Below are 21,097 nucleotides of genomic sequence, written 5' to 3' on the forward strand. Positions count from 1 at the left end.
TTTCGATGCGCCAATACTGTCGAAAAGGCGAATCGATATTCTGAAAAGATGGCGAAATTAATGGGCGCGCGATTAAGTTTCCGGCCGCGCCTGCCGTTACCGGTCTGATACTTCCCCGGCAAGCCTCATGGGCAGTGATTGCCCGCCAGGAATACGCAGACATGACCACGATTTCCGCCTACACGCCGCCGCTCGTCATCGCCCCGCGGACGCCGGCATCAGGCGTGTCCCCCGTCGCCACCGTCAACCGCAGCCCCGACATCCCGGCCTCCACCTCGGTGACGCTGGGCCAGCAGACGGCCAACGTGCTGACCTACTCCCCCGACACGATCGCGGCCAACGCCGCCGGACAGGCGCAGGAACCCGACGCGCTGTCGTCGCTGATGTCCGACAACATCCGCGCCTCGTCGCTGACCGGTCAGTTCAAGGGCCTGGCGGCTGCGTTGCTGGGCCGCCTGCAGGCCGATGGCGGCAACTATTCGCTGTCGCTTGCGCGCGCCGGCGCCAGCACAGCCATCGATGGCGTCGCCGCGGCCCAGGGCCCGGCGCAGGCCGACAACTCGGTGTCGCTGCGCGTCACCACCGCCAGCGGCGCCAAGGTCACCGTCACGCTGGAAAGCAACGAAAAGGGCCTGGGCGTGCAGATCGACGTGGGCGACGCCAGGCTCACCGAACAGGAACGCAACGCCATCGCGGGCCTGTCCAAGTCGTTCCAGGAAGCCGTCGACGGCCTGTCGGCCGTGCCACCCAAGCTGGCGCTGGGCGCGCTGGCCAGGTTCGACGGCAGCGTGCTGTCGTCGGTGTCGCTGCAAGCCACGGTGGGCGCCGAAGGCCCCGACCGCGTCAGCTTCGATTTCCAGGCCGATGCCGGCCAGCGTTCGCTGAGCGTCAAGACGGTGGCCGGTTCCGCGCAGATCAGCGTCGACGCCAGCAACCCCGGCCAGTTCGGCAGCGCCCAGCAGCAATCGGCCGCCATCGCCAACTACCTGTCCCGCTTCGACAGCGCCCAGAAGCGCGGCGAAGGCGATGCCAACCTGATGGCCCTGTTCAAGTCGGGCTTTGCCGACCTGCACAAGAGCTATGGCGACTGGGCGCCGCAAGGCACGGCCACCACGCGACTGGGCCTGCCCGCCGACGTGCATCGCACGATGCTGTCCGGCCTGGCCGACTTCTCGGCCTCGATCAACCAGACGCCGATCGCCTCCAACCCGCTGCAGCCGCGCGAACTCGACAGCTTCTCGTACGAGACCTCGCAGAACACCCGCAGCAGCGGCAGCCCGCGCCTGGACCTGGCGATCTCGCAGCAACAGCAATCGTCCCTGGCGGCCAGCTACCATCGCGCGCTCACGCCCGGCCAGCAGTTGAACCTGACCGCTGACCCCAAGACGCAGAACTACGCCTTTCACCAGATCCGCGACACCAGCAGCAACCAGACCGACATCGCCTACGAAGACGGCGAACTGGCCAAGGCCTCGTTCACCGAATCCAGCACGATGTCGACCCTGGTGAGCAAGTTCGTCAAGGGCAAGCTGGTCGACCAGAGCAGCATCACGCCCATCACCCAGACGCGCACGCAGAACCTGATGACCCTGCTGCGCGCCGCCGACCTGAAGGCGCCGCTGCAGGACACCGCCACGCCGCGCGACCAGGTCGAGGCCGCCCTGATCCGCAAGCAGGAAAACCTGGCGCAAGCCGTGGCGCGCCTGCGCGGCTGATCCGGCACCCCGGCAAACCCCGACGGGGCCTGTCCGGCGGCAGGCGGCGATGCATGATCGCCCCCCCCCCCACCGCACGGCAGGCCCCGTCGTTCTGGCTGCAGTCAAGTGCCTTGCGGCAGTTTCGCGATCACCTTGATCTCGAAATCGAAGCCATACAGCCAGGTCACGCCCACCGCCGTCAGTGTCGGGTGCGGCGCCTGGCCCCAGTATTGCGGCACCACCTTCCAGATGGCCTCGAATTTCGCGGCCGGGTCCACCATGAACACGGTCACGTCGACCACGTCCGCGAAGCTGGCGCCGGCCGCCTCGAGGATCGCATTCAGGTTGTCGAACGCCTGCCGCACCTGGGCCTCCAGTTGCGGCTCGGGCGAGCCATCTTCGCGGCTGCCCACCTGGCCCGAGACGAACAGGAAACCGTTGGAACGGATCGCCGGCGAATAGCGGTTGCGCGCGTACAGCGCCTGGCGCCCGGCCGGGAAAACCACATCACGTGTTGCCATCTTCCTACTCCTGCGGCGGGCCCTGGCCCGCATTGATCATGCAGGCACTTTACGGACGCGGGCGACGGCGATAAACGGGCAAGCCTGTCCTTCACTGTTTGTAGAATGCAAACAATCCCCAGATTCCCGGAGTGGCGCGATGGACCGTTTCGATGCGATGCAGGCCTTTGCCCGCGTGGTGGAGACCGGCAGTTTCACCAAGGCGGCCGAGACCCTGCACATGAGCAAGACCAGCGTCACCCAACTGGTGCAGCAGCTTGAGGCCCGGCTGCGGGTGCGGTTGCTCAACCGCACCACCCGCAAGGTCAATGTCACCGCCGACGGCGCGGTCTACTACGAACGCGTGCTGCGCCTGCTGGCCGACATGGATGACGCCGAGACCAGCCTGTCCGGCGCCGCCGCCGCGCCGCGCGGCCGGCTGCGGGTCGACGTGCCCAGCCCGCTGGCGCGCATGATCCTGGTGCCCGCCCTGCCCGCCTTCCATGCGCGCTACCCGGACATTCAGCTCGACATGGGCGTCAGCGACCGCATCGTCGATGTGATCGGCGAGACCGTCGATTGCGTGGTGCGCGGCGGCGAACTGACCGACCAGTCGCTGGTGGCGCGCCGCGTCGGCGACCTGCAATTGCGCGTCTACGCCGCGCCCGCCTATCTGCGGCGCGCCGGCGCGCCCGATCATCCGCGCGACCTGGAAGACAGCCACCACCGCATCGTCGGCTTTCTCTGGTCGCGCAGCGGCAAGCCGCTGCCCTACGCCATGCGGCGCGGCGACGAGAACCTGCACGTGCACGGCCGCTACGTGGTGGCAATGGATGACGGCAACGCCTATCTGGCCGCGGGGCTGGCCGGCATGGGGGTGCTGTGGCTGCCGGACTACATGGCGCGTGAACACGCCGAGCGCGGCGAACTGGTGCCGCTGTTCGAGGACTGGCAGCTCGATGCCATGCCCCTGTACCTCGCCTACCCGCCCAACCGTCACGTCAGCGCCAAGCTGCGGGTATTCATCGACTGGGTGGTGGAACTGATGGCGCGGCATGCGCCGGTAGCCATGCCGCCCCCTGGCGGCGTCCCGGCCTGACCCCCGGGGCCGGCGGCGGCCGTGCGCCACGCGCCCCGGACACGAAAAATTAAAGCGGATATTAAGGCCGCGCCCCTACAATCGACCCCGCCTTCGTGGCATTTCCCTGCCCCCCCGCGCAGACCCGGCAGGGAAACCGTTGTCCATGTCCGCTTGCGGCCGAAAGGCCCTCTCCCGGCTGGCAACCCTCGTAATCGGGTCCGCCGCTTTCCGGTTCGCCTCCCATGCCGTCTACCCTGCAATCGCCGCCGCATCCCGACCCAGGCGGGGTCCTCATCGCTAGCCCCGATCCGGCCGGGACGGCCGTCGCGCTGGAGGCCGCGCAGCGCCTGCTGGCCGACCTGGGCTTGCGCACCGCCGCCCATTGCGAGGTTCGCGGCGAGGCCGCGCCGTTCATCCACGCCGCCCTCACCCCCGGTTTCGCCGCCAGCTACCTGCCCGAGCACGACACCACCGGCGTGGCGCGGGCGCTGAGCCTGCGCACCGACGCGGACGACGCCGACCTCGATCGCGAAATCATGCTGGCGATGCTGGCCAGCCCGGTGGCGTTCGACTTTCCCTCGGTCGCGGAGCTGGAATCGGCCGTGCGCATCCGCCGCTATATCGTGCGCGCGGCCGGCAAGACGGCGCTGGCCTTCGACACCGAGCATGCCGAACGCCCCGAGGACTACTGGACCTACGACGAGGCGCGCGGCTTCACCATACTGCCGGGACGCTCGCTGATCGACGGCCTGCGCAAGGCCACGCAACCCGAGGCGTCCGGCCAGCTGTATGCGTTTTCCTGCTACCGCGCCACCGAATACGTCACCGTGCTCGGCATTGCCCAGGAGCTGCGCGAGGCCAATCCCGAGCTGGGCGAGCGGCTGCAACGCCAGTGGGAAACGCGCGCGGTCATGTCCGGCAGCTTCCACGACACGTTCCTGCGGGAGTACGGCACGCTGGCGGCGCCGCTGCCGCAACGCTTCTACGTGCCGGGCGACCGGCTCTGGTTCCGCAACCCCGATGCCGCGTCTTCGGATGTGGAAGGTTACGAGGGCTCATGGGTGTTCTACCTGGGCGGCGGCCTGTTCAACAATTTCTGGGAACGCGGCGCGCCCTACACGCTGACCGCCAAGTGCGTCGAGATCTACCACTGGCGCCACGGCCTGCGCACCGACGCCGCCGGCAAGCGCTACATCGACGAAGCCATCGTCAAGGACCGCATGCAGCAGACCCTGGCCGACCCGGCGGCCTGCGCCGACATCCTGGCGCGCATGATGCGGATCCGCGACCCCCAGGGCGTCTACGCCGAAGGGGGCTGCATCGATGCCACGCGCGAGCGGGTGCGCTGGGTCCGGGCCGGCCATAGCGATATCGCGTTGCCCGATTTCCCCGCCGCCGCGGGCGCCCGCGCCGCCTAGGCATCCCGGCGCGAGCCGGCGGCGCGTCGACACGACCGGCAGCGTGCGGCGCGCGATCGCGCGCGTCCATACCTGGTCATGCCTGCGCCAGGCGCGCCGCCAGGGCCAGCGCCCGCGCCAGAAAGGGCGAGCCATCGTCCTTGCGATAGCTGGCGATCACCGGCGACACGAACGTGGCCGCGTCGATCCGCACGTGGACCACGTCGCGCCGCTGCAAGCGCTGTACCGAGGCCGGCACCACCGTCACCCCCAGTCCGGCCGCGACCAGACCGATCGCGGTCTGCAATTCGTTGGCTTCCTGGACCACCTTCGGCGCGTGGCCGGCGGCGCGGAACAGGTCCAGCACGTGATCGGCGAAATTGGGCCGCGGCCGCGCCGGATACAGTAGGAACGGCTCGCGCGCCAGCCGGTCGACCGAGACGCTGGCGCAAGCGGCCAGCGGATGATGCCGCGGCACCGCCGCCATCAGCGGCTCGGTCATCAGCACGCGGCGCTCGATCGCGGGATCGTCCAGCAGGATGCGGCCGATGCCCAGGTCGATGCGGCCGGCCTTGAGCGCCTCCAGTTGCGGCAACGTGGTCATCTCGGCCAGGCCGACCTCGACCTTTTCGTCCGCGCCCCGCAGTTGCCGGATCAGTTCGGGCACGAAACCGTACAGGGTCGACGGCACGAAGCCGATACCGAACCAGCGGCGCCGCGCCTGTCCCAGGCGCCGGGTGCCTGCCAGCACTTCGTCCAGGCGCGCCGTCAGCGACAGCGATTGCTCCAGCAGAAAGCGCCCCGCTTCGGTCAGGCGCAGGGCCCGGGTCGTGCGCTCGAATAGCGCCACGCCCAGTTCTTCTTCCATCTGGCGGATCTGGCGGCTCAGCGGCGGCTGGGCCATGTGCAGCGCCTCGGCTGCGCGGGTGAAACTGCCTTCGCGCGCCACCGCCTGGAAATATCGCAGATGCCGCAATTCCATGATCTATTCGGACCCAAAAGGTATCAATATAGACTCATATAGTCTTGGACTTAAGGACTTTTAGCAAGCGATACTGCGCCTTATCTGATCAACCTGCCTTGGAAAGTATGAATCCGGTAACGATAAACGCGGTCGAAGCGATCCTGGTGGATCTGCCGACCATCCGCGCCCACCAGTTGGCCATGGCGGTGATGCAGCGCCAGACGCTGGTGATCGTGCGCCTGCGCTGCAGCGACGGCATCGAAGGCATCGGCGAAGCCACCACCATCGGCGGCCTGTCGTATGGCGAGGAAAGTCCGGAAGGCATCAAGCTGGCCATCGACACCTATCTGGCGCCGGCCCTGGCCGGCCTGGACGCCAGCAACATTCACGCCGCGATGCGGCGCCTGGAAAGCGTGGCGCGCGGCAACCGGTTCGCCAAGTCGGCGCTGGAGAGCGCGCTGCTCGATGCCCAGGGCAAGCGCCTGGGCGTGTCGGTTTCGACCCTGCTGGGCGGCGCCGTGCGCGATCGCCTGCCGGTGCTGTGGACCCTGGCCAGCGGCGACACCGCGCGCGATATCGAGGAAGCCGAAGCGCTGCTCGCGAGCCGCCGCCACAACACCTTCAAGCTCAAGGTCGGCCGCCGCGCGGTGGCCGACGATGTGGCCCACGTGTCGCGCATCAAGCAGGCGCTGGGTGACCGCGCCCGCGTCACGGTGGACGTGAACCAGGCCTGGAACGAGGCCGATGCGGCCGGCGCCATCGCGCGCCTGGAAGCGGCCGGCGTCGACCTGATCGAACAGCCGATCCCGCGCGCCAACCTGGCCGGCATGGCGCGGCTGGCGGCGCGCTTCGTGGTGCCCATCATGGCCGACGAAGCCGTCAACGGCCCCGAGGACGCGCTTGCCATCGCGCGCCAGGGCGCGGCCGACGTGCTGGCGCTGAAGATCGCCAAGTCCGGCGGCATCCATGAAATGCTGCGCACCGCGGCGGTGGGCGATGCCGCCGGCCTGTCGCTGTATGGCGGCACCATGCTGGAAGGCTCGATCGGCTCGATCGCCTCGGCCCACGGGTTTGCCTGCCTGCCGCGGCTGTCGTGGGGCACCGAGCTGTTCGGCCCGCTGCTGCTCAAGGACGACATCGTCGCCAGCGCGCCGCGCTACCGCGATTTCGAAATGGAGATCCCCACCGGCCCCGGCCTGGGCCTGGTGCTGGACGAAGACAAACTGGCTTTCTACCGCAGGGACCGCTGACGCGCCCTGCCCCACGTTGGTCCCGCGCGCCGCCCCGCACCGGCGCGCGGACAGAATAATTCAAGCACACGGAGACACGCTATGGCTTTGCGCTACGCCTTCAAACACCTCGCCCGGGCCTGCATGGGCCTGGCCCTGCTCGGCGCCGCCGGCACCGCCCTGGCCGAGGGCTACCCCGACCGCCCGGTCAAATGGATCGTGCCGTTCCCGCCGGGCGGCGCCATGGACAGCATCGCCCGCACCCTGGGCGAATCCATGGGCAAGCAGCTCAATACGTCGTTCATCATCGAGAACCGCGCCGGCGCGGGCGGCAATATCGGCGCGGCCAGCGTGGCGCGCGCCAAGCCCGACGGCTACACGATCCTGATCGTGGCCAACGGCATGGCGGTCAACCCGGCGTTGTACGCCGACCTGAACTACGATCCGATCAAGGATTTCGCGCCCATCTCGCTGCTGGCGGTGGTGCCGAACGTGCTGGTCACCAACCCGGCGCGCAATGATGTCAAGAGCGTCAACGAGGTGATCGCCAAGGCCAAGGCGCAGCCCAATCACTACACCTATGCCTCGGCCGGCGTCGGCACTTCGATCCACCTGGCCGGCGAGCTGTTCGTGTCGATGGCCAAGATCGACATGCTGCACGTGCCGTACAAGGGCAGCGGCCCGGCCATCGCCGATCTGCTGGGCGGACAAGTGGACTACATGTTCGACAGCATCACCTCGGCCAAGCCGCACATCGAAGCCGGCAAGCTGCGCGCGCTGGCGGTGACCACCGCCAAGCGCTCGGCCGCGCTGCCCGACGTGCCCACCGTGGCGGAAAGCGGCCTGCCCGGCTACGAACTGATGCCCTGGTTCGCCGCTTTCGCGCCGGCCGGCACGCCGCCCGAGGTGGTGGCCAAGCTCAACACCGCCATGCGCGAGGCCTTGAACGAACCCAAGGTCAAGGCGACGCTGGCGTCGATCGGCGCCGAATCCATCGGCGGCACGCCCGACGAGCTGCGTGACTACCTGGCCAAGGAAACCGCGCAGTGGAAGGTGTTGGTGAAGGAACGCAACATCAAGATCAACTGAGTCCGTGGCGGGTCCGGTCGGACCCGCACAATCGGAAACCCCGGCCCAGGGCCGGGGTGGCAATCAGGTCTTGCATGATGCGCCGCGGGCTTGCGCCCATGCGCGGCCATCACTCCACCGTCGCCCCCGACTTCTTCACCACCTCGGCCCAGCGCGGGATCTCGGTGGCCATCAGGGCGCGCAGTTGGTCCGGCGTGCTGCCGACCAGTTCCATGCCCATGGTCTTGCCGAGCTTTTCCCGCACATCGGGTTCCTTCAGGATCACCGCGATCTCGGCGGCAAGCTTGTCCAGGATCGGCCGGGGCGTGCCCTTAGGCGCGTACACCGCCTGCCACGACGCCATCTGAAAGCCCGGCACGCCGGCCTCCTGCATGGTCGGCACGTCCGGCGCCAGCGCGATGCGGTCCTTGGTGGTGACGGCCAGCAGCTTGAGCTTGCCGCTCTGCAACAGCGGCAAGGCGGCGGTCATCTGGTCGAACATGAACGTCACCGCGCCCGAGGACACATCCACCATGGCCGGCGGCGTGCCCTTGTACGGCACGTGCGTCAGCGGCACCCCGATCATGCTGGAAAACAACTCGCCGGCCAGGTGCGTGGACGTGCCGGCGCCGGACGAGGCAAAGGTGCGCTTGGACGGGTCCTTCTTGAGCAGCGCAATCAGGTCGGCCACCGAGTTCACGCCCAGGTTCGGATCGACCAGCAGCACATTGGGCAGGTAGGCGATCAGCGACACCGGCTCGAAGTCCTTGACCGGGTCGTACTTCAGGTTCTTGTAGAGGCTGGCGTTGATGGCGTGGGTGCTGATGGTGCCGCCGAACAGCGTGTAGCCGTCGGGCGCGGCCTTGGCCACGTAGGTCGCGCCGATGCCGCCGGCCGCGCCCGGCTTGTTCTCGACGATGACGTTCTGGTGCAGCCGCTCGCCCAGTTTCTGCGCCAGCATGCGGCCGACCACGTCGGTCGAGCCGCCGACGGTGAACGGCACCACGTAGGAAATCGGCTTTTGCGCGGGCCAATCGGCGGCCGTGGCCGCCATTGCCCAGGTGCCCAGCAGCGGTCCTGCCAGCAGCGCGGCCAGCGCGCTGCGACGTTGTGTGTTCATGCTTGTCTCCTGCCCTCTTTGTTTTATCGGCATGGGTCGCCGGCCGGATGGCCGGCGCCAGGGCTCAACGGCCCTGTTCTTTGCGCCAGGCGGCGAACTTGTCCTTGCTGGCCGGGTCGGTGGGCGGATACAGGCCCAGGATCGACGCGCCCTGCCGCACCTGGCTGGTGACGAAGTCCTCGAAGGCGGTCATCTCGACCGCTTCGTCCGCGATCTCGTCGGCCAGGTGCGCCGGGATCACCACCACGCCCTCGCGGTCGCCCACGATGATGTCGCCGGGGAACACGGCCACGTCGCCGCAGCCGATCGGCGCGTTGATGTCCAGCGCCTGGTGCAGCGTCAGGTTGGTCGGCGCCGACGGCCGGTTGTGGTAGGCGGGATAGCCGAGTTCGGCGATCTCGGGCGAATCGCGGAAACCGCCGTCGGTGACCACGCCGGCCACGCCGCGCTGCATCAGGCTGGTCACCAGGATCGAGCCGGCCGAGGCGGCGCGCGGGTCCTTGCGGCTGTCCATCACCAGCACCGCGCCCGGCGGGCAGGTCTCGACCGCGGCGCGCTGCGGGTGGGCGCGGTCCTCGAATACCTTGATGGTGTTCAGGTCATCGCGCGCCGGGATGTAGCGCAGCGTGAAGGCCGGACCCACCATGTTGGGCAGCGTGGCGTTCAGCGGCCGCACGTCCTGGATGAACTGGTTGCGCAGGCCGCGCTTGAACAAGGCGGTGCACAGCGTGGCGGTACTGATGTCGGCCAGCTTGGCGCGGGTGGCGGGATTCATGTCGGACACGGAAAGCTCCAGGGGTCGTCAGGATAGGGACGCAAGCGTCGGGTTCAGAAGATTTCCGGTTCCGGCACCGGCGCGCCGAAGCCGGTTTCGAGGAAGTCGAAGTCGCAACCGTCATTGGCCTGCAGGATGTGCTGCGAGTACATCCAGCCGTAGCCGCGCTCGTAGCGCTTGGGCGGCGGCGTCCAGGCGGCGCGGCGCGCGGCCAGTTCCTCATCGCTGACGTTCAGGTGGATGGTGCGGGCCGGCACGTCGACGGTGATCAGGTCGCCGGTCTTGACCAGCGCCAGCGGGCCGCCGATATAGGCCTCGGGCGCGGCGTGCAGAATGCAGGCGCCGTAGCTGGTGCCGCTCATGCGGGCGTCGGACAGGCGCAGCATGTCGCGCACGCCCTGCTTGACCAGCTTGGTGGGGATCGGCAGCATGCCCCATTCCGGCATGCCGGGGCCGCCCTGCGGGCCGGCGTTGCGCAGGATCATGATGTGATCGGCGGTGACGTCCAGGTTCTCGTCGTCGACCGCGGCCTTCATGCTGGGATAGTCGTCGAACACCAGCGCCGGGCCGGTGTGCCTCAGGAATTGCGGCGCGCAGGCGCTGGGCTTGATGACACAGCCGTCCGGCGCGATGTTGCCGCGCAGCACCGCCAGCGCGCCCTCGTCGTAGATGGCGGTTTCCACCTTGCGGATGACGTCGTCGTTGTAGACCTCGGCGCCGGCGATGTTCTCGCCCAGCGTCTTGCCGGTGACGGTCATGGCCGACAGGTCCAGATGGCCTTCCAGGCGCGACATCAGCGCCGGCAGGCCGCCGGCGTAGAAGAAGTCTTCCATCAGGTACTTGTCGCCGCTGGGCCGGATGTTGGCGATGACCGGCACCTTGCGGCTGGCGGCGTCGAAGTCGTCCAGGCCGACCGGGTGGCCGGCGCGACGCGACATAGCCACCAGATGGATGATGGCGTTCGTGGAGCAGCCCATGGCCATGGCCACGTTGATGGCGTTGTGGAACGAGGCCGGGCTCAGGATGCGCTGCGGCGTCAGGTCGTCCCAGACCATCTCGACCACGCGGCGGCCGCAGTCGGCCGACATGCGCATGTGGTTGACGTCGGCCGCCGGAATCGACGAGGCGCCCGGCAGCGTCATGCCGATGGCCTCGGCGATGGCGGTCATGGTGCTGGCCGTGCCCATGGTCATGCAGGTGCCGTAGCTGCGGGCGATGCCGCCTTCGACCTCGGTCCATTGTTCCTGCGTGATCTTGCCGGCGCGGCGCTCGTCCCACAGCTTCCAGGCGTCCGAGCCGGAGCCGAGGATCTTGCCCTTCCAGTTGCCGCGCAGCATCGGGCCGGCGGGCACGTAGACACAGGGCAGCCCGGCGCTGATGGCGCCCATCAGCAGACCCGGCGTGGTCTTGTCGCAGCCGCCCAGCAGCACCGCGCCGTCCACCGGGTGGCTGCGCAGCAGTTCCTCGGCCTCCATCGCCAGCATGTTCCGGTACAGCATGGTGGTGGGCTTGACGAACGATTCCGACACCGAAATGGCCGGCAGCTCCACCGGAAAGCCGCCGGCCTGGAACACACCGCGCTTGACGTCCTCGACGCGCTGCTTGAAGTGGCTGTGACAGGGGTTCAGGTCGGACCAGGTGTTGATGATGGCGATGATGGGGCGGCCGGCCCAATCGTCGGGGCCGTAGCCCATCTGCATCATGCGGGAACGATGGCCGAACGAGCGCAGGTCGTCCTTGGCCATCCAGGCGGCGCTGCGCAGGCTTTCGTAGGTGCGTTTCATAGGCGGGTGCGGGTCCTGGGTGCGGTGCAATGTGAAAGAGACGAATGCGTTGACGGGATCATTTAAACACTAATACATTAGTGCGTCAGCTAGGTGGAAACCCGCTACACTCCGCTTCCAGGATCGCTCCGTACCGGGGCGTTCCGCCACCACCAGCCCTTACCGAACCACGCCCCGATGCCCAGCCCCAAGCTCAGACTGGACCGTTCGCGCCACGCGGCGCCGCAGGTCTTCGAACATCTGCGCGACCAGATCATGTCCCTGGATCTGGCGCCGGGCACGCCGCTGTCGCGGGTGACGCTGGCCGAGACCTATGGCGTAAGCCAGACGCCGATCCGCGACGCGCTCATGAAACTGGCCGAAGAAGCGCTGGTCGAGATCTATCCGCAGCACACCACCGTGGTCAGCCGCATCGACATCGCCGCGGCGCGCCAGGCGCATTTCCTGCGCCGCTCGATCGAGCTGGAAATCGTGCACCTGCTCGCGCAGAAGCCTGACGCCCTATTGATCCAGCGGCTGCAGGCCAGCATCGAGCGCCAGCGCGTCTGCCTCGCCGCCGGCGAATACCCGCAGTTCATGGCGGCCGACCAGGCCTTCCACCGCGACATGCACGTGGCCGCTGGCGTCAGCGCGCTGTGGGACATGGAGCAACGCTACAGCGGCCACGTCGACCGCCTGCGCCGCCTGCACCTGCCCGAGGCGGGCAAGGCCGCGCGCATCATGGACGACCACCAGCGGGTGCTGGATGCCATCGCGGCCGGCGACGCCGCCCGCGCGCAGCAGGCCCTGCGCGAGCACCTGTCGGGCACCCTCAACCAGGTGGCCGACATCTGCAAACGCTATCCGGACTACGTGCTGGCCGATTGAGCCGGCGACACTCAGTCCAACCCGTAGCGCAGGATCACGGTCCTGCCGTCGCGCTCGGCGTGCACCAGCACGCCCTCGCCAGCCGCGTCCAGTCCCAGCAGGCCGCGCTCCTGGTCCGGCGACAGCTGGAAGGGCCGCCAGGTGCGGCCCTGGTCATGCGTATGGAAATAGGTCCGGGTCCGTTCGCCAAAATCGAACAGGCGATCGGCATAGGTCTGCACCATCCAGCCCTTGCGGCCAAACCAGGCCTGGCCGATCGACGACGGCTGGCCCCGCACCTTGGGCGTGGCGGCCAGTTCGTGCCAATTGCCCTGGTCCGTATCGAGGCGAAAAATGCGATTGCCTTGCGTGGCGTATACCGGCATGCCCAGCACCGGCCGCGACATCGGGTCCTGTTGCGGTACCGGCGCCACGCCATGGGTAATACGGAACGCCGGCGATGCGCCCGCCTGGAACCGCACCTCGAAACGCCGGGTCTCGATACGCCGCGCGGCGCCGTCGGCCCCGACCCGGTCGCGCCAACTCCAGCCCACCGCCCGGTCGGCCGCCACCGGATACAGCGACCAGCCATAAGCCAGGCGCGCGTCCGCGGCGCCGCGCTGCGGGCCCGCCTGATCGGCAAGCGCCTTGCCGTAGCTGCCGGCATCGGGCCAGACCTGCTCGTCCAGCCGCAGCGCCGACCAATGCCGGGCGCCGTCTTCGCTCACCAGCAGGCGCGCGCCATCGGCCGCCTCTTCGAGCGCCACGACGCGCGCCTCGGTCAGGAACATGGCGTGGCGCTGGGCCGGGCCCAGCGTCACTTCGGGCGCGTAGCGCCAACTGGCGCCCTGGTCATCCGAGCGCCATGCCCCGCCCACGGCCGGCGCGCCACGCTGGCGCGCCTGGCGCAAGGGGCCGGCGACCAGGTACAGGGTCTGGCCCGGGGTACTCAGGAGCGTCACGCCGGCATCGCCAGCGACAGAACCGAGCAGCGCGTAGCGCCCGTTGTCGCGGCCGCCGTAGACCAAATTGCGCACCTCGCGCGCGGCCGCGGCCGCCCGCAGCAGGTCTTGGGCCAGGGCGGCCTGGCGGATGGCCGCCTCGTCCTGCGGCATGGGCGGCATGGGCCCGAACTCGCCCGGCTCATGCTGCGCCGGCACCAGCGCCTCCAGCACCGGCGCCTGCTCCAGCCCGCCCTGGACCCGCCCTGCCACGATCAATTGGCCGGTCAGGTATTGGTAGTCGCCAAAGCGGTACAGGAGCGTGCGCGAATAGCCCGCCAGCGGCGGCCCGTCGAGCTGGCCGATCACCTCGCTGCGCACCAGCGGCTGGCCTTGCGGCGCCAACTGATACAGGCCATAGGCCAATAGCCCGGCCACGGCAATCGCGGCCGCGCTGGCGTACCCCCTGATATCCATTCCTGCGTTTCCCCTCGAAACCTGCCGCTGCCGCCCTGCATTGTGGCGGCATCCGGACCGACGAGACTATACCCTTGCGCCGGGCCGGCCGGCGGGATGCGGCCATGACCGGATCTTTCTCTATACTGGGTGACTTACCTTGATGCCGCTCTGGAAACGCCCTCATGATTGCAAGGCAAGCGCTACCTACCCTGATCCTGGCCACGCTGGCGGGCACGGCCTGGGGCCAGCCGGCCCCCACGCCGGCCGACGCCTGCGCGGCCCAGGCCGCGCGCCAGGACAAGCCGGCGCCGGGCGGCGCCTGCGCCAGCGAAGTCGCGGCGCGTCAGGACGACAGCGCCGCAACGGTGTCGGGCAACGGGTCTGACTGGCAGCCGCTGGCGCCGCAGAGCATGCCGGGCGTGTTCTATGACGGCGCCTCGATCACGCAGCTGTCCGAACGGCCCGTGGTGATGCTGGCCACGGTGGCATGGTTCTACGCCCAGCCTCGGGTTTCCGAGACCAACGGCCAGCCCTATGGCTCGGTGACGCAGGCCGTGATCATGGACTGCAGCGCCAATACCTATACGGTCACCGAGACGCAGCACTATACGGGTCCCAATGCCACCGGCAGCCTGGTGGAATCGCTGCCGGTGGCCGGCGTGAACAACGCGCCGGTGGTGCGCGATCCGGTCCAGCGTTCGCTGCGCACGGTGATCTGCCCGGCCGACGGCGGCCGCGCCCGGCGCTGAGGCGCAGCGGTCCTGCGCCGATCCGCCCCGCGCGCCGCCGGCGCGCCGGTCACACCTGGGCCAGGGCCTGGTCCAGGTCGGCCAGCAGATCGTCGATGTGCTCGATGCCAATCGACAGGCGCACGGTTTCCTCGCGCACGCCGGCCTTTTGCAGCTCTTCGGGATTGAGCTGGCGGTGGGTGGTGGATGCGGGATGGGTGGCCAGCGACTTGGCATCGCCGATATTGACCAGGCGGGTGAACAGTTGCAGCGCGTCCTGGAAGCGCGCGCCGGCCTCGCGGCCGCCCTTGACGCCAAAGGTGAACAGGCCGGGCGCCTTGCCGCCCAGGTACTTGCGCACCAGTGCGTGGTCGGGATGGTCCGGCAGGCCGGCGTAATTGACCCAATCGACCTTGGGATGCTCGCGCAGGTAGTTGGCCACCTTGACCGCGTTCTCCACGATGCGGTCGACCCGCAGCGCCAGCGTCTCGATGCCTTGCAGGATCTGGAACGAATTGAACGGCGAGATCGCCGCGCCGGTGTTGCGCAGCGGCACTACGCGGGCGCGGCCGATGTAGGCGGCCGCGCCGAAGGCTTCGGTATAGACCACGCCGTGGTAACTGACGTCGGGCTCGTTCAGGCGCTTGAAGCGGGTCTTGTGCTCGGCCCACGGGAACTTGCCCGAGTCGATGATGGCGCCGCCCAGGCTGGTGCCGTGGCCGCCCAGGTACTTGGTCAGCGATTGCACCACGATGTCGGCGCCGTGCTCGATCGGACGCAGCAGGTACGGCGACGGCACGGTGTTATCGACGATCAGCGGCAGGCCGTGGCGGTGGGCCAGCTCGGCCAGCGCGGCGATGTCGGTGATGTTGCCCAGCGGGTTGCCGACCGATTCGGCGAAGATGGCCTTGGTGCGCTCGTCGATCTGCGCCTCGAAAGCCGCCAGGTCGCCCGGATGGGCAAAGCGCGTGGTGATGCCGTATTGCGGCAGCGTGTGGGCGAACAGGTTGTACGTGCCGCCGTACAGCGTGCTGGACGAGACGATGTTGTCGCCCGCCTCGGCAATGGTCAGGATGGCATAGGTCACCGCCGCCTGGCCCGAGGCCAGCGCCAGCGCGGCGATGCCGCCTTCCAGCGCCGCCACGCGCTGTTCCAGCACGTCGGTGGTCGGGTTCATGATGCGGGTGTAGATGTTGCCCGCCACCTTCAGGTCGAACAGGTCGGCGCCGTGCTGGGTATCGTCAAAGGCATACGCCACAGTCTGGTAGATCGGCACGGCCACCGCGCGCGTGGTCGGGTCCGGCTTGTAGCCGCCGTGCACGGCGATAGTCTCCAGCCGCCATTCGGGTTTCTTCGCTTCGGTCATCGCTGTCTCCTTGTGGGTACTGGGAGGCGATACTACCCGCAGCTCATGCCCGCGTAAACCGCCGTGGCGCGGCGGTTTTCACAGGCTGCCGCGCGCCTCCCAGCGCCGCAACCATGCCGGCCGCGGCGCCGCGTCCAGCCAGTTCTTGACGATCAGGCCCAGTTCGGTGTCGCCGGAAATGCGCAGCCGGCGCTGAAAGAACAAGGTGTCGGCGTCGGTTTCGCCCCGCATCAGGGCCAGCAATTCGGCCACACCCGCGCCCAGTTCGAGTTCGCAGGCCTGGCGGCGCCACAACGGCCGAAAGACGCCGTCCCGCACCGTGAAGCGGCTGCACAGACCCAGGTCCTCGACGGTAATGGCGAAGCTGCGGCCCTCCAGTTCGGGCGGCGGGCTGAGCCAGTTCAGGCGCCGCGCCAGCTCCAGTCCCGCGACGAAATGCAGCGACACCAGCGGCGCCGGCAGGCGGCGGCCCAGGCGCGCGACCACGCCGGGCGCGGCGAATCCCGTGCCGCTCATGGCCGCTCCTGCCAGGCGATGCCGGACTGGCCATGGAAATAGCCATTGCAGCGGCCGATGCCGGCCGGCGGACTCACCGCGCCCTGCGCGCGGCCGCCGCGCACCGCGTCGAGCGCGCCAATCGCCGCCAGCGTGCCGCTGGACTGCGGGCTGACGCGCAGCACCTCGGCGCCCATGTCCGCCAGACGCGCCGCCTGGTCCAGCAAGTCGAGACAGGCGGCCGACTGCACCTGGATGCCGTTGATCGCCAGGAATTCGCGCGATTCCCGCGTGCGCATGTCCAGGCCATCGGGGTGTTCGATGCAGCGAAAGCCGCAGTCGTCCTTCTTCAAGCGGAAATGGCGCGCGGTGAAACAGCGCGCCGAGAACGCCAGGGCCATGCGGCCCCACACCATGACCTCGGCCTGCAATCCGGCCGGCCGCTCGTCCAGCAGCCGCGCCAGCGTATTGACGTGCATTTCCAGCGGCGCCACGAAGCGGACGGCTCCGCGCGCGGCCAGCCATTCCAGCGTGCCGCCGTGATAGGCGTTCATGTGCGGACCGGCCACGAACGGCCGCCCGTCCAGGTGGCGCAGGGCGCCGGCCTCGCCGGCCTCGACCATGAAGTCCGTCTGCTCGCACAGGCGCCGCAGGGCCGACGCCTCGGCGCCGGTTTCGATCAGGGTGCGGCCGGACAGCACCACGTCCTTGCCGCTGGCGGCAAGGTCGCGCGCCAGGTCGAGCCAGTCGTCGGCGCGCAGCTCGTGGCGCCGGCTGCAGACGGTCTCGCCGATATAAAGAATGTCGGCCGCGCTGTCGGCCAGTTCCGCGTAGAACGCCAGCGTGCGCTGGCGCGGCCAGTAATACAGAAGCGGGCCGACCGAGATGCGGAAAGGCTGGGGATTCATTTCCATGGACGTTCGAATGCGCCTTGCGTGACTTGGGAACCCTCGGCATGGCGCGCCAGCATGGCGTTCCATTCGGGGCGGGGGGAATAGCGGTTGGCATCGGCGTGGGCGCTGTCGAGCGCGGCGCGCAGCGTGGACACCACCTGGGTGACATAGGCCGGGCTGCGCTGGCGTCCTTCGATCTTGATGGCCGCCACACCCATCTCGGCCAGCCTGGGCAGCAGGCCGATGGCGTTCAGGCTGGTGGGTTCCTCCAACGCGTGGTCGGCGTGGCCCTCGACCTCGAAGCGGCCCTTGCACAGGGTCGGATAGGCCGCGGCCTCGCCCGGCCCGTAGCGGTCGATCAGGATGCCGTTCAAGCGCGCGTCCAGGTGGCCGTCCGCCTCGACCCAGCGCACCGCGCTGGCGGGCGAACAGACGCCCTTGTTGTTGGGCGAGTCGCCGGTGGCGTACGACGACAGCAGGCAGCGGCCCTCGGCCATGACGCACAGGCTGCCGAAGCCGAACACTTCGACTTCGACGCTGACGTTGGCGCAGATGCGGGCGATCTCGGTCAGGGTCAGCACGCGCGGCAGCACCACGCGCTGAATGCCGAACTGTTCCTTCATCAGTTCGATGGCATCGCTGTGGGTGGCCGAGCCCTGCACCGACAGGTGCAGCCGCAGATCGGGATAGCGGTCGCGGGCATAGGCCAGCAGGCCGGCGTCGGCCATGATGACCGCGTCCGCGCCCAGCCCATGCGCGGCGTCGACCGCCGCGCGCCATTCCTGGCCGCGGCCCGCCTGCACGAAGGTGTTGATGGCGAACAGCACCTTGCGCTGCCGGCTGTGCGCCAGTTCGACGCCGGCGCGGATGTCGCTTTCGGTGAAGTTGAGCCCGGCGAAGTTGCGGGCGTTGGTGGCGTTCTTCAGGCCTAGGTAGATGGTGTCGGCGCCTGCCTCGATCGCCGCCTTCAGCGCGGCCAGGCTGCCGGCCGGCGCCACGAGTTCCAGGGGGGAGGTTCGGGTTTGCATGCCGGCCAGTCTAGGGGCCGGCGCCGCGCGGGGCCTTGTCGCAGATCAAACCGCGCGGCGGCCGCGCGCCCGGGCGGTCAAGTCAGACCGGATCGTCGCCGTGCAGCCCGTGTTCGACCGCGTAGACCGCCACTTGCACGCGGCTGGTCAGGTTGAGTTTCTTGAGCACGTTCTGCACGTGGATCTTGACCGTGCTTTCGCTGACGTCGAGCTCGCGCGCGATCACCTTGTTGCTGGCGCCACGCGCCAGGCACTGCACGATCTGGCGCTCGCGCGCGGTCAGGCGATGGCGTTCGGCCTGCCCGGCCGGGGCCTGCGCCGCCAGGTTGGCCTGGTCGCGGAATTGCGCCACCAGCTTGGCCGTCATGCCGTCGGCGATCACCGGCTCGCCGCCGGCGGCGCGACGGATGGCGGTGGTCAGCGCTTCGGCGTCGATGTTCTTGAGCAGATACCCGCGGGCGCCATCGCGCAGCGCCTGGCCGAGTTCGTCGGCCTCTTCCGAGACGGTCAGGATGATGACCGCACAGGACGGCAGGTCCTGCGTCAGCAGTTGCAGCGTTTCCAGGCCGGACAGGCCCGGCATGTTCAGGTCCAGCAGCACCACGTCCGGCTTGAGTTCCTTGGCGCGCTTGAGGCCTTCGACACCGTCGCCGGCCTCGGCCACCACCTCGAAATCCGGCTGGCGCTGCAGCAGCAGGCGCATGCCCGAACGGAACAGGGTGTGGTCGTCGACAAGCAGGATACGGATGGGCATGGTCTGGAAGAATCAGGCGGCCTGGCGCTCAGCCCCGGGCAGTGTCAGCGCGATGCGCGTGCCGGCGCCGGGCCGGGATTTCATTGTAATCGTGGCATGCATGCGAGCGGCGCGTTCGCGCATGATGTGCAGGCCGACGTGGGCCTCGCCGCGCTGCGACACCTCATCCGGATCGTAGCCCTGGCCGTTGTCGGCGATCAGCAGGCTGAAATCGCGCTCGTTGCGCACCACCACGTCGACCCGGTCCGCCTCGGAATGCTTGCGCACGTTGGACAGCGCTTCCTGCAGGATGAACAACACCTGCAGTTGCTGTTCCGGCGCCAGCGGCGCGCCCAGGCCCTGGCTGAAGGCCAGCTCGGTGCGCACACCGGTCTGGCGGCGGAAACGCTCGACTGTATCGTGGATGGCGGTCTTCAGGTCGCCCTGCCCCAGCTTGTCGCGAAAGTTGGTGAGCAGCTCGCGCACGTCCTGGTAGCTTTCGTCCACGCCGGTGCGCAGCAGCGGCAGGATTTCCTGGATCTCGGCCTGGTCGCCGCGCCTGACCGCCGCGTCCAGCAATTGCAATTGCAGATTCAGGAAGTTCAGGCCCTGCGCCAGGCTGTCGTGCAGGCCCTGCGCCACCAGGCCGCGTTCCTGCACCACCGCCAGCTGGCGCGCCTGAGCGCCGAGACGGCGGTTGTCCAGCGCCACGCCCAGGTGCTGCCCCAGGGTTTCCAGCAGCTGCGATTCGGACGCGGTCAGCTTGCGCGGCTCGCGGAAATGCAGCGAATACGAGCCCAGCACCTCGTCGCGCGTGACGATGCGGAATACCGCCACGCTGGCGAAGCCGTCGCGCTGGCAGTTCAGGTCGGGCTGCGCCGGCGCCTGGCGCAGGTCCTGGATCACGATGACGCCGGCCTGACGCGTGGCCACGCCGCAATAGCAGTCATCGACCTGCATGCAGTGTTCGGACTCGACCAATTCCTCCGACAGCCCCACCGACACCACCAGGTTGAGCTTGTCGTTGTCCGGGTCGAGGGCGCGGATGCTGCCCCCCTCGGCGTCGAACTGCAACATGACGCGGCGCAGGAAGCCCTGGCACATCGCCTCGATGTCGTTGGGCTGGTTCAGGAACGCCGCCATGTCGTAGAGCGCGCCGATGTCGCGGTTCTGCGCCGCCAGTTGCGCGGTCTTCTCGCCCACGCGCTGTTCCAGGCCGGTATACAGGCTTTGCAGTTCGTCGGCCATGCGGTTGAAGCCGCGCGCCAGCACGCCGAATTCGTCCTGGCTCTCGACCGGCAGGCGGGTGCTGAATTCGCGTGCCGCCATGCGCTGCAGGCCGTCGCGCAGGCGCAGCACCGGCGCGATGATCCACAGGTACAGCAGGTAGATCATGGCCAGCGTGCCGGCGCTGGCGATGGCCGCCAGCACGCCTTGCGACAGCCGCAGCGAGGTGGTCTTGCCGGCGTTGTCCTGTTCGATCATGCGCACCAGTTCGTCGGCGCGGGCGACGAAATCGGGCAGCGTGTCCAGGTACTCGGCCGCGTCATGGCGGGCGATCGCGCGCATGGCGGCCGGCCGCATGATGTCGCGCCAGCAGTCGGCCACGCCGCGCCAGTGCTGGCGGATGAGCGGGTCGTTGGGAATGAACAGCGGCCGCGCCGGGTTGCCGCGCGCCAGTCGCGCGATGGTGTCATCCATCAGCCGCACCTGTTCCTCGGTGCGCGCCTGGCTGCCGGCCTGGGGCCGCATCAGCTCGACCGCGACCCGGTTGGCGCGCATGCGCAGGCTGCCGGTATCGTTGATGGCTGCGCCCGCCCCTTCCAGTTGCCACGACAGCCACAGCGTCAGGCCGATCATGCCCAGCACCACGATCAGCGCCACCAGCGAACTGGCGACGATGCGCGTGGACAGCCGGTGGCGTGGCGAGGGCAGCGCCTGGGCAGCGGTGCAGGGATCGGGCGGCGTCATCAGCAAAGGTTTGCGGTGGGAC

19 protein-coding genes are annotated in these 21,097 nt (G+C 68.9%); 7 read left to right on the forward strand and 12 right to left on the reverse strand.

Annotated elements, in window-relative coordinates; translation table 11 throughout:
* The first annotated feature begins 161 nt into the window (after positions 1 to 161).
* Positions 162 to 1,715 (forward strand): hypothetical protein, encoded by a 1,554-nt coding sequence (locus HV701_RS05840; protein WP_175132122.1) that lies wholly within the window; start codon positions 162 to 164, stop codon positions 1,713 to 1,715.
* Positions 1,716 to 1,819: 104 nt separating this feature from the next.
* Here the strand turns inward: HV701_RS05840 and HV701_RS05845 are convergent, their stop codons facing one another.
* A complete protein-coding gene (locus HV701_RS05845; protein WP_175132123.1) occupies positions 1,820 to 2,218 on the reverse strand; it encodes a RidA family protein in 399 nt (132 codons plus the stop codon).
* Positions 2,219 to 2,357: 139 nt separating this feature from the next.
* On the opposite strand from HV701_RS05845, the gene HV701_RS05850 reads away from it, so the two are divergent.
* Entirely contained in the window at positions 2,358 to 3,296 is a 939-nt protein-coding gene (locus tag HV701_RS05850; protein WP_175132124.1) for a LysR family transcriptional regulator, read from the forward strand.
* A 224-nt stretch (positions 3,297 to 3,520) separates the two neighbouring features.
* Positions 3,521 to 4,696, forward strand: coding sequence for a hypothetical protein (locus HV701_RS05855; protein ID WP_175132125.1), 1,176 nt, complete (start codon positions 3,521 to 3,523; stop codon positions 4,694 to 4,696).
* 76 nt (positions 4,697 to 4,772) lie between these two features.
* Here HV701_RS05855 and HV701_RS05860 read toward each other — a convergent pair whose 3' ends face one another.
* On the reverse strand, positions 4,773 to 5,657 hold the full coding sequence (locus tag HV701_RS05860; protein WP_175132126.1) for a LysR family transcriptional regulator: 885 nt from the start codon (positions 5,655 to 5,657) through the stop codon (positions 4,773 to 4,775).
* 107 nt (positions 5,658 to 5,764) lie between these two features.
* Between HV701_RS05860 and HV701_RS05865 the strand changes: the two genes are divergently transcribed.
* Together HV701_RS05865 and HV701_RS05870 are read left to right on the forward strand one after the other, a co-directional pair.
* Positions 5,765 to 6,889 (forward strand): muconate/chloromuconate family cycloisomerase, encoded by a 1,125-nt coding sequence (locus tag HV701_RS05865; protein WP_175132127.1) that lies wholly within the window; start codon positions 5,765 to 5,767, stop codon positions 6,887 to 6,889.
* Positions 6,890 to 6,970: 81 nt separating this feature from the next.
* Entirely contained in the window at positions 6,971 to 7,957 is a 987-nt protein-coding gene (locus HV701_RS05870; RefSeq protein ID WP_175132128.1) for a tripartite tricarboxylate transporter substrate binding protein, read from the forward strand.
* A gap of 109 nt (positions 7,958 to 8,066) precedes the next feature.
* Here the strand turns inward: HV701_RS05870 and HV701_RS05875 are convergent, their stop codons facing one another.
* From HV701_RS05875 to araD, 3 genes are all read right to left on the reverse strand, one after another.
* On the reverse strand, positions 8,067 to 9,056 hold the full coding sequence (locus HV701_RS05875; RefSeq protein WP_175132129.1) for a Bug family tripartite tricarboxylate transporter substrate binding protein: 990 nt from the start codon (positions 9,054 to 9,056) through the stop codon (positions 8,067 to 8,069).
* A 64-nt stretch (positions 9,057 to 9,120) separates the two neighbouring features.
* The gene (locus HV701_RS05880; RefSeq protein WP_175132195.1) at positions 9,121 to 9,831 is read right to left on the reverse strand and encodes a ribonuclease activity regulator RraA; all 711 of its coding nucleotides are present in this window, start codon (positions 9,829 to 9,831) and stop codon (positions 9,121 to 9,123) included.
* A gap of 53 nt (positions 9,832 to 9,884) precedes the next feature.
* Positions 9,885 to 11,615, reverse strand: coding sequence for an L-arabinonate dehydratase (gene araD / locus HV701_RS05885; protein ID WP_175132130.1), 1,731 nt, complete (start codon positions 11,613 to 11,615; stop codon positions 9,885 to 9,887).
* Positions 11,616 to 11,792: 177 nt separating this feature from the next.
* Between araD and HV701_RS05890 the strand changes: the two genes are divergently transcribed.
* Entirely contained in the window at positions 11,793 to 12,482 is a 690-nt protein-coding gene (locus HV701_RS05890; RefSeq protein WP_175132131.1) for a GntR family transcriptional regulator, read from the forward strand.
* 11 nt (positions 12,483 to 12,493) lie between these two features.
* Here the strand turns inward: HV701_RS05890 and HV701_RS05895 are convergent, their stop codons facing one another.
* Positions 12,494 to 13,879: a beta propeller repeat protein gene (locus HV701_RS05895; protein ID WP_175132132.1), complete on the reverse strand. Its 1,386-nt coding sequence runs from the start codon at positions 13,877 to 13,879 to the stop codon at positions 12,494 to 12,496.
* Between the two features lie 164 nt (positions 13,880 to 14,043).
* Between HV701_RS05895 and HV701_RS05900 the strand changes: the two genes are divergently transcribed.
* Positions 14,044 to 14,610, forward strand: a complete 567-nt coding sequence (locus HV701_RS05900; RefSeq protein ID WP_175132133.1) for a surface-adhesin E family protein — start codon at positions 14,044 to 14,046, stop codon at positions 14,608 to 14,610.
* Positions 14,611 to 14,659: 49 nt separating this feature from the next.
* Here HV701_RS05900 and HV701_RS05905 read toward each other — a convergent pair whose 3' ends face one another.
* From HV701_RS05905 to HV701_RS05930, 6 genes are all read right to left on the reverse strand, one after another.
* On the reverse strand, positions 14,660 to 15,955 hold the full coding sequence (locus HV701_RS05905) for an O-acetylhomoserine aminocarboxypropyltransferase/cysteine synthase family protein (RefSeq protein WP_175132134.1): 1,296 nt from the start codon (positions 15,953 to 15,955) through the stop codon (positions 14,660 to 14,662).
* Between the two features lie 78 nt (positions 15,956 to 16,033).
* Complete coding sequence (gene ubiT / locus HV701_RS05910) at positions 16,034 to 16,471, reverse strand: ubiquinone anaerobic biosynthesis accessory factor UbiT (RefSeq protein WP_175132135.1); 438 nt, start codon at positions 16,469 to 16,471, stop codon at positions 16,034 to 16,036.
* On the reverse strand, positions 16,468 to 17,364 hold the full coding sequence (locus HV701_RS05915; protein WP_420867809.1) for a U32 family peptidase: 897 nt from the start codon (positions 17,362 to 17,364) through the stop codon (positions 16,468 to 16,470). Before HV701_RS05915 ends, ubiT begins: the two co-directional genes overlap by 4 nt.
* The gene (gene ubiU, locus HV701_RS05920; protein WP_175132136.1) at positions 17,355 to 18,371 is read right to left on the reverse strand and encodes a ubiquinone anaerobic biosynthesis protein UbiU; all 1,017 of its coding nucleotides are present in this window, start codon (positions 18,369 to 18,371) and stop codon (positions 17,355 to 17,357) included. Before ubiU ends, HV701_RS05915 begins: the two co-directional genes overlap by 10 nt.
* Positions 18,372 to 18,453: 82 nt before the next feature.
* Positions 18,454 to 19,125, reverse strand: coding sequence for a response regulator (locus tag HV701_RS05925; protein ID WP_175132137.1), 672 nt, complete (start codon positions 19,123 to 19,125; stop codon positions 18,454 to 18,456).
* Positions 19,126 to 19,137: 12 nt separating this feature from the next.
* Positions 19,138 to 21,075 carry a type IV pili methyl-accepting chemotaxis transducer N-terminal domain-containing protein gene (locus HV701_RS05930; RefSeq protein WP_175132138.1) on the reverse strand — a complete coding sequence of 646 codons (1,938 nt, stop codon included), beginning with the start codon at positions 21,073 to 21,075 and terminating at the stop codon, positions 19,138 to 19,140.
* Positions 21,076 to 21,097: the final 22 nt, after the last annotated feature.

Source organism: Achromobacter pulmonis (assembly GCF_902859765.1).
In the GTDB taxonomy this organism is placed as follows: Bacteria; Pseudomonadota; Gammaproteobacteria; order Burkholderiales; family Burkholderiaceae_B; genus Achromobacter; species Achromobacter pulmonis.

Bases quoted from the DNA above. Each gene is read 5' to 3' on its own strand.
- HV701_RS05875 (WP_175132129.1), bottom strand. From the start codon at position 9,056: ATGAACACACAACGTCGCAGCGCGCTGGCCGCGCTGCTGGCAGGACCG.
- HV701_RS05930 (WP_175132138.1), bottom strand. From the start codon at position 21,075: ATGACGCCGCCCGATCCCTGCACCGCTGCCCAGGCGCTGCCCTCGCCA.
- ubiT (WP_175132135.1), bottom strand. From the start codon at position 16,471: ATGAGCGGCACGGGATTCGCCGCGCCCGGCGTGGTCGCGCGCCTGGGC.
- HV701_RS05850 (WP_175132124.1), top strand. From the start codon at position 2,358: ATGGACCGTTTCGATGCGATGCAGGCCTTTGCCCGCGTGGTGGAGACC.
- HV701_RS05890 (WP_175132131.1), top strand. From the start codon at position 11,793: ATGCCCAGCCCCAAGCTCAGACTGGACCGTTCGCGCCACGCGGCGCCG.
- HV701_RS05880 (WP_175132195.1), bottom strand. From the start codon at position 9,831: ATGAATCCCGCCACCCGCGCCAAGCTGGCCGACATCAGTACCGCCACG.
- HV701_RS05900 (WP_175132133.1), top strand. From the start codon at position 14,044: ATGATTGCAAGGCAAGCGCTACCTACCCTGATCCTGGCCACGCTGGCG.
- HV701_RS05855 (WP_175132125.1), top strand. From the start codon at position 3,521: ATGCCGTCTACCCTGCAATCGCCGCCGCATCCCGACCCAGGCGGGGTC.
- HV701_RS05845 (WP_175132123.1), bottom strand. From the start codon at position 2,218: ATGGCAACACGTGATGTGGTTTTCCCGGCCGGGCGCCAGGCGCTGTAC.
- ubiU (WP_175132136.1), bottom strand. From the start codon at position 18,371: ATGCAAACCCGAACCTCCCCCCTGGAACTCGTGGCGCCGGCCGGCAGC.
- HV701_RS05840 (WP_175132122.1), top strand. From the start codon at position 162: ATGACCACGATTTCCGCCTACACGCCGCCGCTCGTCATCGCCCCGCGG.
- HV701_RS05915 (WP_420867809.1), bottom strand. From the start codon at position 17,364: ATGGAAATGAATCCCCAGCCTTTCCGCATCTCGGTCGGCCCGCTTCTG.
- araD (WP_175132130.1), bottom strand. From the start codon at position 11,615: ATGAAACGCACCTACGAAAGCCTGCGCAGCGCCGCCTGGATGGCCAAG.
- HV701_RS05895 (WP_175132132.1), bottom strand. From the start codon at position 13,879: ATGGATATCAGGGGGTACGCCAGCGCGGCCGCGATTGCCGTGGCCGGG.
- HV701_RS05870 (WP_175132128.1), top strand. From the start codon at position 6,971: ATGGCTTTGCGCTACGCCTTCAAACACCTCGCCCGGGCCTGCATGGGC.
- HV701_RS05925 (WP_175132137.1), bottom strand. From the start codon at position 19,125: ATGCCCATCCGTATCCTGCTTGTCGACGACCACACCCTGTTCCGTTCG.
- HV701_RS05905 (WP_175132134.1), bottom strand. From the start codon at position 15,955: ATGACCGAAGCGAAGAAACCCGAATGGCGGCTGGAGACTATCGCCGTG.
- HV701_RS05860 (WP_175132126.1), bottom strand. From the start codon at position 5,657: ATGGAATTGCGGCATCTGCGATATTTCCAGGCGGTGGCGCGCGAAGGC.
- HV701_RS05865 (WP_175132127.1), top strand. From the start codon at position 5,765: ATGAATCCGGTAACGATAAACGCGGTCGAAGCGATCCTGGTGGATCTG.